12 protein-coding genes are annotated in these 14,491 nt (G+C 47.1%); 8 read left to right on the forward strand and 4 right to left on the reverse strand.

Features of this window, described 5'->3' with window-relative positions; all coding sequences use genetic code 11:
- Positions 1-185 precede the first annotated feature (185 nt).
- Positions 186-2,132 (forward strand): DEAD/DEAH box helicase, encoded by a 1,947-nt coding sequence (locus tag PG915_RS22350; protein ID WP_353499173.1) that lies wholly within the window; start codon positions 186-188, stop codon positions 2,130-2,132.
- A gap of 279 nt (positions 2,133-2,411) precedes the next feature.
- The gene (locus PG915_RS22355) at positions 2,412-3,605 is read left to right on the forward strand and encodes an acetate/propionate family kinase (RefSeq protein ID WP_353499174.1); all 1,194 of its coding nucleotides are present in this window, start codon (positions 2,412-2,414) and stop codon (positions 3,603-3,605) included.
- Positions 3,606-3,712: 107 nt separating this feature from the next.
- Here PG915_RS22355 and PG915_RS22360 read toward each other — a convergent pair whose 3' ends face one another.
- The gene (locus tag PG915_RS22360; RefSeq protein WP_353499175.1) at positions 3,713-4,555 is read right to left on the reverse strand and encodes a patatin-like phospholipase family protein; all 843 of its coding nucleotides are present in this window, start codon (positions 4,553-4,555) and stop codon (positions 3,713-3,715) included.
- Positions 4,556-4,861: 306 nt separating this feature from the next.
- Between PG915_RS22360 and PG915_RS22365 the strand changes: the two genes are divergently transcribed.
- The 6 genes from PG915_RS22365 (at position 4,862) to PG915_RS22390 (ending at position 11,198) form a co-directional block, all read left to right on the forward strand.
- Positions 4,862-5,911, forward strand: coding sequence for a cysteine synthase A (locus PG915_RS22365; protein WP_353499176.1), 1,050 nt, complete (start codon positions 4,862-4,864; stop codon positions 5,909-5,911).
- Between the two features lie 565 nt (positions 5,912-6,476).
- Entirely contained in the window at positions 6,477-7,049 is a 573-nt protein-coding gene (locus PG915_RS22370; RefSeq protein ID WP_353499177.1) for a HupE/UreJ family protein, read from the forward strand.
- A 12-nt stretch (positions 7,050-7,061) separates the two neighbouring features.
- Positions 7,062-7,733 (forward strand): hydrogenase nickel incorporation protein HypB, encoded by a 672-nt coding sequence (hypB, locus tag PG915_RS22375; protein ID WP_353499178.1) that lies wholly within the window; start codon positions 7,062-7,064, stop codon positions 7,731-7,733.
- A gap of 11 nt (positions 7,734-7,744) precedes the next feature.
- The gene (locus PG915_RS22380) at positions 7,745-10,447 is read left to right on the forward strand and encodes an FAD-dependent oxidoreductase (protein WP_353499179.1); all 2,703 of its coding nucleotides are present in this window, start codon (positions 7,745-7,747) and stop codon (positions 10,445-10,447) included.
- A gap of 57 nt (positions 10,448-10,504) precedes the next feature.
- Positions 10,505-10,846, forward strand: coding sequence for a hydrogenase maturation nickel metallochaperone HypA (hypA, locus tag PG915_RS22385; protein WP_353499180.1), 342 nt, complete (start codon positions 10,505-10,507; stop codon positions 10,844-10,846).
- Between the two features lie 55 nt (positions 10,847-10,901).
- Positions 10,902-11,198 carry a putative quinol monooxygenase gene (locus tag PG915_RS22390; protein ID WP_353499181.1) on the forward strand — a complete coding sequence of 99 codons (297 nt, stop codon included), beginning with the start codon at positions 10,902-10,904 and terminating at the stop codon, positions 11,196-11,198.
- On the opposite strand, the gene PG915_RS22395 is transcribed toward PG915_RS22390, so the two are convergent.
- The 3 genes from PG915_RS22395 to PG915_RS22405 are packed head-to-tail and all read right to left on the reverse strand — an operon-like array spanning position 11,170 to position 14,449.
- Positions 11,170-12,069, reverse strand: a complete 900-nt coding sequence (locus PG915_RS22395) for a hydroxymethylglutaryl-CoA lyase (protein WP_353500193.1) — start codon at positions 12,067-12,069, stop codon at positions 11,170-11,172. The genes PG915_RS22390 and PG915_RS22395 overlap by 29 nt on opposite strands.
- A 22-nt stretch (positions 12,070-12,091) precedes the next feature.
- Positions 12,092-12,889 carry an enoyl-CoA hydratase-related protein gene (locus PG915_RS22400; protein WP_353499182.1) on the reverse strand — a complete coding sequence of 266 codons (798 nt, stop codon included), beginning with the start codon at positions 12,887-12,889 and terminating at the stop codon, positions 12,092-12,094.
- A gap of 9 nt (positions 12,890-12,898) precedes the next feature.
- Positions 12,899-14,449: a carboxyl transferase domain-containing protein gene (locus PG915_RS22405; protein ID WP_418643009.1), complete on the reverse strand. Its 1,551-nt coding sequence runs from the start codon at positions 14,447-14,449 to the stop codon at positions 12,899-12,901.
- Positions 14,450-14,491: the final 42 nt, after the last annotated feature.

The raw sequence follows: 14,491 nt of genomic DNA on the forward strand, positions 1-14,491 counted from the left end.
TTTTTTGTGCTTTTAGGGAATAATCCGCCTCCTTGTTTACGTCCCTAGCGGCTTGATGCGATTTGTTACTTGTCCGCATCTGAATGGAATCAGCTCTTAATCGATTGTTTTTAGAGACAATCTGGATCAGTTTGGAATTGGTAGAGCTCGTGGGACCTAGTTATTAATCTAAGAATGGGATCCCAATGACAGATTCTACTATCCAGTTTAGCGATTTAGCGCTGAACGACGCAATCCTTTCTGCTCTTGAAGGAATGGGTTTTGTTTCTCCAACGCCTATCCAAGCTGCAGCTATTCCTCACCTTCTAGAAGGTAAAGACGCGCTAGGTAAAGCACAAACCGGTACTGGTAAAACAGCGGCTTTCTCTCTTCCTCTACTCAACAAGCTAGACCTTGGTCAACGCAAGCCACAGGCTATCGTTCTTGCGCCAACTCGCGAACTTGCGATTCAGGTTGCTGCCGAAGTTAAGAACCTTGGTAAAAACGTTGCTGGTCTTAAAGTTCTAGAGATCTACGGTGGTGCATCTATCGTTGATCAAATGCGTGCACTTAAATCTGGTGCTCACATTGTTGTTGGTACTCCAGGTCGTGTTCAAGACCTTATCAACCGTGACCGTCTACACCTAGACGAAGTACACACGTTTGTTCTTGATGAAGCAGATGAAATGCTAAACATGGGCTTTGTTGATGACGTAACAGAGATCATGGAGCACGCTCCATCAACTGCACAACGCGTACTATTCTCTGCAACTATGCCTCCAATGCTTAAGAAGATCGTTGATCGTTTCTTGCGTGAGCCAGAGTACATCGACGTTGCTGGTAAAAACCACACTGTTGACAAAGTAGAGCAGCAATTCTGGGTTGTTAAAGGCGTAGAAAAAGACGAAGCAATGTCTCGTCTTCTAGAAACAGAAGAAACTGACGCGTCAATCGTATTCGTACGTACTCGCCAAGACACTGAGCGTCTTGCAGACTGGTTATCAGCGCGCGGCTTCAAAGCAGCAGCACTGCATGGTGACATTCCTCAGTCTCAACGTGAGCGCACTGTTGATCACATCAAACAAGGTGTTATTGACATCCTAGTTGCAACTGATGTTGTTGCACGTGGCCTAGACGTTCCACGTATTACACACGTATTCAACTACGACATCCCATTCGATGTTGAGTCTTACATCCACCGTATCGGCCGTACTGGTCGTGCTGGACGTAAAGGTAAAGCGATCCTTCTAGTTCGCACAAACCAAATCCGTATGCTTCGCACTATCGAGCGCGTAACTAAGTCTTCAATGGAAGAAATCCAACTTCCTCTACGTGACAAAGTTGCAGAAGCTCGTCTAGTTAAGCTGGGTGAAGAACTTGCTCAAGAAGCTGAGCACAAGTCACTTGATAAGTTTGCTGAGCTTGTTGAGAAGCTGCAAGAAACTCTAGAGATTGACGCGGCTACACTAGCGGCAATTCTTCTTAAGCGCCAGCAGGGTAAACGTCCATTGTTCTACATTGGTGAAGACCCAATGATCGCTGCTATCGAGCGTGACAAGCAGCGTCGCAAAGAGCGTCGTGACAATCGTGATCGCGACGGTGGTCGTGATGGTGGCCGTAATTTCAACACTCAAGATTGGGATACGTACCAACTTCAAGTGGGTCGCGAGCAAGGCGTTCAAGTTAAAGACATCGTTGGTGCACTAGCAAACGAACTAGGCCTAACTAAAGGTTCTATCGGTGCTATCAAGCTAGATCGTGAATCAACTTACGTTCAGCTTCCAAAAGCAATGACTTCAGATGTTGCTGGTAAGCTACAGAAACTACGTATCCGTCAAAAAGAAGCGGGTGCAGTAGTGGTTGATTTTAACGACTTCCGTGAGCCTCGTGGTCGTCGTGATGGCGGTGGCCGTCGTGATGGTAACCGAGATGGTAACCGAGATGGTAACCGTGGCGGTTACCGTGGCAACCGTGAAGGTGGTGGTAACCGTGAAGGCGGTGGCTACCGTGGTAACCGTGAAGGCAATCGTGAAGGTGGCCGTGGTCGTGGTGACGGTGAGCGTCGTTTTGACCGCAACCGTGGTGGTGACCACCGTGGCAGCCATCGTGGAGAGCGTTCATTCTCACGCGGTAACCGTCGTGACGAAGCTTAATTAAATTTGAGTATTCAAAAATATTTGAAAGCCGAGCGTAAGCTCGGCTTTTTTGTATGATGAATATGCAACGTGTCCGCAAAGCGACTACAATCAAGGGGTGTAGGTGATTAAATTCAACTCATGAATTAAATCCTAGTTTGATCATCATCAATAAATATCATTTTGATACAATCAAAACCTTAAAAGAAAGTTGAATGATTCAAAAAATATTGAATAATATCAATCAATGCTAGGAAGTCATCTTCCATCCATGCTCAATAACAGGATAACCCCCCAATGTCGAATTCGTTTGTTCTTGTCATCAACTCTGGCAGCTCGTCACTAAAGTTTGCAGTGATTGATTCCCAAACTGGTGAAGCTGTACTGTCTGGTCTCGGTGAGTGTTTCGGTCTTCCAGAGTCTCGTATGAGCTGGAAATTCAACGGTGAAAAAACTGAAATCGCAATCGAGGGCGATGACAGCCACCACAAAATTGCTATCGGTAAACTGGTAGGTCTTACTGATGAACTGGGTCTGCAAGAGGGCATTGTAGCAGTCGGTCACCGTATTGTTCACGGTGGTGAGAAGTTCACACAAACTGTACGCATCAACGAAGAAGTAACCGCTGAAATTGAAAAGCTGGCCGATCTTGCGCCACTTCATAACCCAGCGGGTGCAATTGGCATTCGCGCTGCGATGGAAGCGTTCCCGTCACTGCCACAATTCGCAGTATTCGACACTGCATTCCACCAGTCAATGCCGAAACGTGCCTACACGGGCGCTATTGCTAACGAGTTATATACTGACTACGGTATCCGCCGTTACGGCTTCCACGGTACAAGTCACTATTTCGTAAGCCGTGAAGCAGCAAGAATGATCAATAAGCCTGTAGAGCAATCTAGCTTTATCTCTGTACACCTTGGCAATGGTGCATCTGTATGTGCAATTAACAATGGTGAGTCTGTAGATACGTCAATGGGCTTTACTCCGCTTTCTGGCCTTATGATGGGCACCCGTTGTGGTGACTTAGATCCAGGCATCATTGAGTACCTTCTTAAGAAAGGTTGGTCACAAGACAAAGTCTTTAACGCGCTTAACAAGGAGTCTGGCTTCCTAGGTGTGTCTGGTCTTACGAGCGATGCTCGTGGCATTCTAGAAGCCATGGAGCAAGGTCACGAAGGCGCTGCGCTCGCATTCCAAGTGTTTACTTACCGCGTATCTAAGTACATTGCATCATACCTAGCAGCTCTAGATTCATTCGATGGCATCATCTTTACGGGTGGTATCGGTGAGAACTCGATGCTAATTCGCCGCGAGATCTTAAACAACCTGAAACTTCTAGGTTTTAAAGAAGATGTGAAAGGCAACGAAGACGCTCGCTTTGGTAATGCTGGTGTTATCGCTAAGTCTGAAATGCTAAATGCAGTAGCGATGGTTATCCCAACTAACGAAGAGTTTGTGATTGCTCAGCAGTCGGTTGAATTGCTGTAAAAGACATTAAACGATGAAATTGAAAGCGAGCTTAGTGCTCGCTTTTTTGTTTATGATTAGATCGGTTTGATGTAGGGCAAAGTAGACCATAGAGACGATAGAAGCGGCTAAGAACCTTGCTGAACGATATCTCGTGCGGCTTGCAATCCCATTTGATACCCAGCTTCAAGTTTTTCTTTGTTTGTCGTGAGCCTTCTTACAGAGAAGCTCTCGTTAGGCGTAATTACATTAATGGTGCAACCCTTTGGAGGATTATTAATAAATGCCATCGTTTGGTTGTATTGTTCAGCACGATTAATCATTGTCTCCGCGAGCTGTGGTGTGTTTCTCATAAGCTGGCGCAGTACCCAAGGTGCATTTGGGGGACGCTTCATATAGCCTTGCTTTTGAGACAGGATCACTGTGATCTCTCTCGCGCCTTTTTTGTATGCCTCTACAACTGGGATAGAGTCAGCTACTCCGCCATCAATCATTTTTCGGCCTTCGAAACTGATAGGGGTTCGGTAAGCAACAGGCAGTGAACACGATGCTTTGAGTATGCTTTCCAAATTACTCTCAGTGCCTAATGTATAAACGGGAGAGCCCGTTGTGATATCTGTGGTCACGATATGGAAAGGGGTCGACTGTTGTTTAAAAGCTTGCATGTCATAGGGGTAGTGCAACGCAATATGATCCCATAACCAGTCGAGATCTAGCCAATGGCCACCTCTGGCAAATTTACCGAAGTTGATAAACTCAGGCCGACAAGAGTAGTCGGAAATGATGGTATAGGTTCGCCCACGCTGATTAGAGAGCCAAGAAGCGATATTGGTCGCGCCCGCCGACACTCCAATGCAAAAATCAAATGGGTTATAGTTGTGGTCGATAAAACCGTCCAAAACCCCGGCAGCAAATATGCCTCGCATTGCGCCGCCTTCAACCACCAAAGCGTGCTTTGTTTTGAGTGTCATCTATATTTGTTTCCCTTACTATTTTTCTGATCCCTGGTTGCCCCTTTTACCCCAACAAGTTGGTTATTGAGAAGCTAAACTGTCGCCGAGTTTGTGGTCATTTGTGTCGATACCCTGATGTAACATATCAAAAAATGGGTGATTTGCTCTATTAAAAATTAGCTTCTTTGGAGGTGATAAGCACGATAACCTGTCGTTATTCCACAGCTGACTCCTAGCCTTGACTCCACACAAGGCACGGCTAAGCTTATGATGTTCAAGTAACAAATCGATTGATTAGTGAATCTGATAACACATGGAGCGGTTATGTCATTTGCCCCTATCGCAAACAATGTTAGTGAACTCATCGGTCATACCGATCTAGTTCGAATCAATAGTCTTTCCGAAATATCCGGCAGTGACATTCTTCTTAAATGTGAACATCAAAACCCTGGAGGCTCGATAAAAGATAGGGCGGCGCTGCAACTTGTGAAAGATGCGATTGATAGCGGCGAACTCAAACCAGGCATGACCATAGTCGAGGGTACAGCAGGTAATACCGGTATTGGGTTGGCATTGGTGGCCAAGTCGATGGGGTACAAAATGTTGGTGGTTATGCCAAAAGGGCAAGCGCAAGAAAAAGAGCGTATGGTTGCTCTGCATGGTGCAGAACTGTTGTTAGTCGACCCTTGTCCTTTTTCAAACCCAGAGCACTTTTACCATACCGCCAAGCGCATTGGTGCTGAACGTGAAGACTATTGGTGGGCAAATCAGTTTGAAAACTTAAGCAACTACCGAGCTCATTATCTGCATACCGGCCCAGAAATCTGGCAGCATACTGAGGGTAAGATTGACGCTCTTGTTACCGTTGCTGGAACGGGGGGAACCATTGCTGGAAACTCTCATTATCTATCCCAGCAAAAGCCAAGCTGCAAAACCTGGTTAGTCGATCCTGACGGTTCGGGTATTTACTCTTTTCTGAAGTCTGGACAGCATCAGTCAAATGGCAGCTCCTTTACTGAAGGCATTGGTATCATGCGGGAAGTGGAGAACTTTAGGCAGGCTAAAATCAATCACGCTATCACACTGCCGGACCAGGACTTAGTGACAATATCGCGCTTAGTCTCGGATCATGACGGTATTCTCTTGGGAAGCAGCTCAGCACTGAATGTAGCCGGGGCTCTCTATGCAGCAGCAAGAATGGGTAAAGGAAAGACGATCGTTACTTTCAGTTGCGATCTTGCTGAGCGCTCATACTCCAAGTTATACAATGAAGAGTTTTTGCAGGCTAAGGAAATCGAACTCAACAAAGAGACTCTGGCTGATATATGGTCTCGCTACCAAATGGAAGATGGTAGCATGGTGGTTAACGTTTAACGCTTAGAAACGTGTCGCAACTCATAACCGGCATTTCATGCCGGTTAAGCGGTTACTTTGCCTGTTAAGTACAGTGCACGTAGCACTCTGATAAGCTCAAGATGCGTCTCATACTGCTCTAATTGGCGAAGCCGTTCATAAATAAACTCTACTGATAATTAAGAATCATTAGAAGCAACGACAAACTTGAGTTTTGGTTGAAAAACACTGTGAGCCACCTATCTTGAGATTATGGAAAAGCTTGAGATTATGGAAAAGCTACTTTTAACTTCATAGGGCGCGTTAAATACACTATCCATTTTCTTGACTCACTTGTTATTCGCATTAGTCAAGAATCTACCCGAAGCAGTTTGATTCGGGTTTTTTATATTCCTGACTATTAGCTTCACATTGATTTAGTGAACAAAGTCGATCTCTGTAGCAAATTTGAACAAGTTTTTTCTGTAATCATTTCCTCAACTTGTAATTGAGAGAGCAATCACAGCAAGCCTCGGCTGTCCATATTATTGTTTTTACAAAATAGAGCAATTGCTCTAATTAAATTTTATTATGGAAGGAAACAGCAATGAAAAAGGCAATGAAGTTACTTAGCGGGGCAGTGATCCTGGTGTCGCCAATAGCACACGCTCACGGCATTCATGACGGGCTATCAGTCTCGCTATTGAGTGGTTTTTTCCACCCTTTCCTTGGGCTGGATCATCTATTGATCTTGCTTGCTATGGGCGTTGCTAGCCAAATGTCTTGTTTTGATAAGTTAAAAGGCGGGTCTTTTATTATTGCAGCTCTTTGCATGATGGGTGCTGGCTTCGTATTTGGACTATGGTGGGAGGCCAGCAGTCTGATGGAAACCTTGATATTAAGCTCCGTTTTCGTCGCAGGGTTTGCTGTCTGGATGCTTAACTCGGGCTCTTGGCTGGCGAAAGCACTAGTGACTGCGTCATTGTTCGCGGTATCGATTCATGGTTGGGCACACGGCGTTGAAGTGGGTCATGCGTCTCTAGCTACATTTGCCATTGGGATGTTGATGGGATCGGCTGTCATCATGGGACTAGGTAGTCAATTGGTGAAGTTGGTGTCGTCACAAAAATTGGCAGCGGTCATAGTGAGTTGTGGTGTATTGTTCGGCGTTATTGGCTAGAGGGGAAGGGTGATGTCAGATTTCAAAGTCATGGAAATTAAAGAGAGTGTGTTTGACAACAATGATCGTCAAGCCGATTTGTTAAGAGACTCTCTAAAAGAACGCAAGCTGTTTCTTCTCAACCTAATGTCGTCCCCAGGCTCCGGTAAAACCACGACCTTAGTTCGTACGTTAGAGCATATCAAACACAACATTCGTGTTGGCGTAATGGAAGCGGATATCGACTCGGATGTTGATGCTCAAACTATTGCTAAGCAAGGCGTCAAAGTAATCCAGCTTCATACTGGCGGCATGTGTCACTTAGACGCTGATATGACCGCACAGGGGTTGGAGGGACTACAAGCCAATGAACTCGACTTGGTCATACTAGAGAATGTAGGCAACCTAGTTTGTCCCGCTGAGTTTGACACTGGGGCAGTAAAAAACGCGATGATTTTGAGCGTACCAGAAGGAGACGATAAGCCTCTTAAATACCCGCTGATGTTCTCTATCTGTGATGTGTTTCTGATCAATAAAATCGATACTTTAGAGTACTTTGACTTCGATTTAGACGCTGTCATAGAGCGCGCTAAAGCACTTAATCCTGAGATTGAAATCTTTGCTATTTCTGCTAAAACTGGCGCAGGGATAGCGGATTGGACAGGGTGGTTACGTCAGCAAGTGAGTGATTGGAATGCTAACTAAGGGGCGAGGCGATGGAACAGGTAGTAAAGCAGAAGGTAATCTCATACGCGAATAAGATCAGTATGGTCAAAGATGGCTCGAAACGCGCTGTGACAGCATCGGATCCTGAGTACCGAATTTTTGAACCCATAATGAGTGAGGCGATGGCTGAGGTGGGACTGGCACTGGAGTTAAAACAGCCATTGAGCGCGGAAGAAGTTGCCAACAAATGTGGAAAGTCTGTCGAAGAAACGGAGATTCTACTTTGGGATCTGGCGGTTATAGGCGCTGCATTTGTCAATAACATCGATGGCGTAGATAAGTACTGGCATGATGTGTGGGTACCGGGCCATATGGAGATGGTGGTCAATAACAAAGCTCTTATTGAGCAACATCCACAGCTTGGCAAAGCGTTTGATGACTTTGGTAAGAAGCGCGGTCCTATGGCCGCAGGTAATGTTCCGATTGGTAAAGGGCCGATGCGGGTTATTCCCATCGAAACCGCGATTGACGGAGATACTAGGAGCGCTTCTTATGAAGAGGTGTCGAAATACCTAGATGACAACCACGTGTTCTCGCTGTCAGATTGTGCATGTCGAGCATCACGTGAAGCTCAAGGTGAGGGTTGCGGGCATATCAAAGACGACATTTGTATCCAGATGGGGCATGCCGCCGAGTACTACATTCGCACTGGCAGAGGCAAAGAAATCTCCCGAGATGAAGCCAAGGCGGTACTGCGTAAAGCCGAAGACAATGGCTTGATGCACCAAATCCCAAACTTTGACGGCTCCGGAGAAACCCACGCCATCTGCAACTGTTGTGGATGTGGCTGTTTTGCTTTGCGGTTGGCAGAGCAGTGGCAAAACCCCGACATGATCCGCTCTAACTATGTGGTGAAGATTGATGAGACCAAATGTGTGGCGTGCGGAGAGTGTGTCGAGACCTGCCCAACTAACGCGCTTAGACTGGGGCAGAAGCTTTGTGCCACGCAGCCAAAAATTAGGAAAGACCGAGAACTTCCATACACCAATGAGTGGGGAGACGATAAGTTTAATCCCGACTATCGTGTGAATCGTCAGGTCGCCAATGACGATGGCTCTGCGCCGTGTAAAGCGGGTTGTCCAGCTCATATCGGTATACAGGGCTACATTAAATTAGCGTCGCAAGGCAGATATATTGAAGCTCTCGAGCTGATCAAGCAAGAAAACCCCCTGCCAGCGGTGTGTGGCCGTATTTGCCCACGCAATTGTGAGTCTGAATGTACTCGCGGAGATATTGATGATCCCGTTGCCATCGACGATATTAAAAAATTTATCGCGCAGCAAGACTTAGACTCAGACACTCGTTATATCCCAACTAAGCGCCATAACTACACCGATAAGAAAATCGCCGTAGTAGGCAGCGGCCCTGCTGGTTTGTCATGTGCGTATTTCCTAGCGGTTGAAGGCTATAGTGTGACCGTATTTGAGAAGCAGCCTGTCTTGGGTGGCATGCTAACGCTTGGGATCCCTTCTTATCGCTTAGAGAAGAATGTGATTGAGGCGGAAATCGATGTACTCAGGGAGCTAGGCGTAGAGTTTCGCACTGGTGTCGACATTGGGCACTCGGTCACGCTGGAACAGTTGCGTCAGCAAGGCTATCGCGCGTTCTATTTAGCGATTGGTGCCCAAAAAGGCAAAGCGTTGCCAATTGATGGAGCCAATGCGAAAGGCGTGATGACGGGCGTCGAGTTTCTGCGAGATATCAATCTTGGTCATCCTTCGACAATTGCAGGCAAAGTTGTGGTTATTGGCGGCGGGAATGTCGCAATTGATGTTGCGCGAACGGCAGTGAGAACAGAAGTCGAAGACGTTGCGATGTACTGCTTGGAAAGTCGAGTAACAATGCCCGCTCATGGAGAGGAAATCACTGACGCACTGGACGAAGGCATCACAATCAACAACGGTTGGGGGCCGTCACGTATTGTGAGCGAAGAAGGTAAGGTCACTGGCGTGGTATTCAAACGCTGTTTGTCGGTGATGGATGCTGAAGGGCGATTTACCCCTGTGTTTGACGATAGCGAAGTTCGCTATGTGAAAGCGGATCGTGTTTTGATTTCCGTCGGACAGGCCATTGACTGGGGCGAGTTATTGAACGGTAGTGATGTTTCAGTTGCGCCAAATCAACAAGTGCTGGCTGATGAGGTGACCTACCAAACGGCACAGCCAGATATTTTTGTCGGTGGTGATGCGTTAACGGGCCCAAGGTTTGCCATTGATGCGATTGCACAAGGGAAAGAGGGAGCGATCTCCATTCATCGTTATGTTCAACCTGGTCAAAGTCTTCGTCTTGGCAGGTTAGAGCGAGCTTACACCCCATTTGATAAGTCGAATGTTCAATTGGCTGGCTATGACATGGCGCCTCGTCAAACTTTGCACCATGTCGACGGTGCTCAGTCTCGAAATACGTTCCGTGATTTGCGTGGCAACCTGACGCCTGAACAGGTGCAAAAAGAGGCAGAGCGTTGTTTAGGCTGTGGTGTAGTGACTGCGGATGATTTCATGTGTGTAGGCTGCGGCTCTTGTACAACCAAGTGTAAGTTTGGCGCTATCTCTTTGGTGAGAGCTTATGATGCTGAGGGAAGCGAACTGCGAGATGCACGTAAGCAAATTATCAAGTACGCCATCAAGCGCAAAGTGAAAGTGACTATGTATAAGCCAATCAAAAGAATCAAATCATTGATGCCGATTGGGTAGTCTAGCTAAGTTAATTTTGCTGGCAGTCGAGAGGTTGCCAGCTAATAAGGAGTTGTTATGCATGAACTAGGTGTCGTCATTGAAGTAGTGAAAACGGTGCAGCGCTTTGCTAAGCAGCATCAGGTTACTACCGTAGATACCATAGTGCTGCAAATTGGTGAGCTATCATCGATGATTCCCAAGTACGTGGAGGCGTGTTATCCCGTCGCCGTGGACGGCACCGAGCTGGAACAGACCAAATTAGACATTGAGATCATTGAAGCGAATGCGCGCTGCAGGGATTGTGGGCAGGTTTTTGCTGTATTGAAAAATCATTCCATTTGCCCGGAATGTCGGAGTAAAGAGTGGGGACTACTATCCGGTAAGGAGTTCAATATTAAACAAATATTGGCGTGTTGAGAGAGGTGGTGGTACAAAATAGCAGCGTAACAAAATGACGATGTAAGGGAGTACCATGTCAAAAACGATCCTTAAAGGTCATATCGAGGTGCCGGAAGATGAGCTTTCGGTCGTGATAGAAGTGCTGCACAAACACAGAGCGCTGACCTATGCTGAACCTGGCTGTTTAGTGTTTACGGTAGAGCAGGATGTTAAACAACCAACTCGATTCAGTGTTTACGAAGAGTTCGTAGACAAAGCCGCATTTGAGCATCACCAAGCCCGCGTTGCTGACTCTGATTGGGGACGAGTGACGGGGAACGTAAAGCGTTTCTATGAAGTAATCACTGATGAAGAATTTGAGCCAGTGTGATTTTTGATTGAGGCACTCTGTTGAGTGCTTTACATATAGCGCTTGATGCCTGAACAAGTGTATTTAAATCAACACTAGTATCAATGCCTAATCCATGGCAGAGGTATATCACATCTTCTGTCGCGATATTACCACTAGCACCCGGTGCATAGGGGCAACCTCCCAAACCAGCAATGCTACTATCAATGGTGTCAATCCCCATAGTCAGCGCCTGATAGATATTAGCAAGGGCTTGGCCATAAGTATCGTGAAAATGAACGGCGAGATCAGATAGAGAGACACGAGCAGAAACGGCTTCTATCATGTTCGCGATACGCAGCGGTGTACCTGAACCGATGGTGTCACCCAGCGATATTTGGTAGCAGCCCAAGTCGTACATGGCTTTGGCTATATCTGCAACCATGTTTGGGGAGGTTGCGCCTTCATAAGGACAATCGGCTACACAAGATAGGTAGCCACGCACTTTGATATTGTGCTGTTGAGCTAACGCGATAACAGGTTCAAAACGTGCCAAGCTTTCGGCGATAGAGCAATGAATGTTGTTTTGGCTAAAGGACTCTGAGGCAGAGGCAAATACTGCAATTTCGTCCGCCCTTGCTTCTAATGCTGCTTCTAGCCCTCTAACATTGGGAGTGAGAGCAGAATAGATGATACCGGGCCGACGTTGAATGTTTGAGAACACTCTATCTGAATCGGCCATTTGCGGAACACGTTTGGGCGAAACAAAGGCACCAGCCTCGATATAGCGAAGGCCTGATTGTGATAGCGAATCAATAAGGGAGACCTTAGCCTCTAGCGAGACTTTGGGTTCATTTTGAAGGCCGTCTCTTGCGCCAACTTCGACAATGTTAACGGACTCTGGCAGCGTCATTTTCATGGTTCATCTACCTTTTTCATGGCTCATCTACCGTAGCACTCCAATCAGGCGGTACTTTGTCAAAAAAGGCATTGAGACCATGTTGACCCTGGACTGAGACTCGCGCATTGGCTATCACCGCCGCTGTTTGGTGAATAAGCGACGGATCAATCGCAGTAGTACATTGCCGGATTAGCGCCTTAGTGTCACGAATGGCATTCGGGCTGTTAGCAAGTACACTGTTGATGAGCTGAACTAGTACTTGCTTTTGCTCATTGATGTCACAGATTTGGTGGTAAAGCCCTAACTCTAGTGAGGTTTGAGCCGATATCTTTTCTGCGCTTAACATATAGCGACGAGCAGCTCGCGCGCCAATCGCGCGGATAGCGTAAGGCGCGATGGTCGCTGGCACTAAGCCAAGTTTTACTTCACTAAAACAGGCGATACTTAAAGGCTCGGCAATAACAATATCGCAACAGCAGATAAGACCTAATGCACCGCCAAAAGCGCACCCTTGTACCGCTGCAATGGTTGGAATCGGCAGTTCATCGAGCGTAGACATCAATAAGGCAAGCTGCTCGGCATCGGCAAGGTTGTCCTTATAGCTGCACTTGGCCATTGATTTCATCCAATTGAGATCCGCACCTGCAGAGAAGTGTTTGCCTTTGCCTCTTAGTACTAGGCAGCGTACAGACGGGTTTTCTTGAATCGAATGCAATGCTCCGATCAGCGCTTGGATGGTCTCCGAAGAAAACGCGTTGCCCTTTTCTGGGCGATTGAGCGTTATTGAGGCTACGCCCAAGTCAGTAACGTTCACTATTAGCTGTTCGCTCATCGTGTTGCCTCACATTCTGAAGATACCAAACTCGCTGTCAGGTATTGGTGCGTTCAACGCGGCGTTTAGCGCTTGGCTGAGAACATGTCGCGTCTGTTTTGGGTCAATAATGCCATCATCCCAAAGTCTTGCGCTGGCATAGTAGGGACTACCTTCGCGCTCATAATTGTCAACGATGTTCCGTTTGAATGCCTGCTCTTGAGCGAGATCCCATTCGATCCCTTGGCGCTGCTTAACATCGTGCTTCACTTGAGCCAACACGTTAGCCGCTTGCATACCACCCATTACCGAGATGCGAGCATTCGGCCAGATCCACATCATAGTGGGATCGTAAGCTCGGCCGCACATGCCATAGTTGCCAGCACCATAGGAGCCACCAATAATCACGGTGAACTTGGGAACATCTGCGCAGGATACTGCCATAACAAGCTTCGCTCCATGCTTGGCAATGCCACCTTCTTCAGCTTGTTTGCCCACCATAAATCCAGTGATGTTTTGTAGAAACACCAGCGGGATCTTTCGTTTCGCACACAGCTCAACAAAGTGCGCGCCTTTTTGTGCTGACTCAGAAAACAAAATACCGTTGTTGGCAACAATACCAATAAGCCTCCCGTCAATTCGCGCAAACCCGCAAACAAGCGTGGTACCAAACAGTGCCTTAAATTCATCAAAATCTGAGTCATCAACAAGTCGTGCGATTACCTCGCGAACATCAAACGAAAGACGCAAATCACGGTTGACGATGCCATACAGTTCTTCAGTATCGTATTTCGGTAAAGTCGCTTGGTGTGACTCTTGTGATGGAAACAGCTGACCGGTATTCGAGATGGCTTGTCTCGCGATCTCTAAAGCTTGGTGCTCATTATCAGCATAGTAATCGGCAACACCGGATTTCTTACAGTGTACATCGGCACCACCAAGGGCTTCTTCTGACACTTGTTCGCCTGTCGCAGCCTTTACCAATGGGGGGCCAGCTAGGAAGATAGTACTTTGCTGTTTGACCATAATGGCGACATCAGCCATAGCAGGAACATAAGCGCCGCCAGCAGTGCAAAGTCCGAGCACAACGGCGATTTGGGGAATACCTTTGGCGGACATACGTGCTTGATTAAAGAAGATACGCCCAAAGTGCTCCTTATCAGGAAAGACTTCAGCTTGATGCGGGAGATTAGCTCCGCCAGAGTCTACCAAATAGACGCAGGGCAGTTGGCATTTAGCGGCTATCTCTTGGGCTCTGAGGTGCTTTTTAACCGTCAGCGGATAATAGGTACCGCCTTTTACGGAAGGATCGTTAGCGATCACCATGCAGAGTATACCGCTGACTTTGCCAATCCCAGCGACAACGCCAGCGCAATGAATCGCCTCATCGTACACTTCCCAAGCGGCAAATTGGCCGACTTCGAGAAACTCTGAATCATGGTCGAGTAGGGAGGTAATACGTTCACGCACGGGAAGCTTACCTTTTTTTCTTTGGTGTTCGATGGCCTTTTCTCCGCCGCCCTGTTTGATTTGTGCAACTCTCGTTTCCATCTCTTCGACAAGCGTGTTCATTGCCCCCATATTGTCATGATAGAGTTCAGAGTCGCGTTTAATCTTAGTGAC

This window comes from Vibrio sp. CB1-14 (genome assembly GCF_040412085.2).
GTDB classification, from domain to species: domain Bacteria; phylum Pseudomonadota; class Gammaproteobacteria; order Enterobacterales; family Vibrionaceae; genus Vibrio; species Vibrio chaetopteri.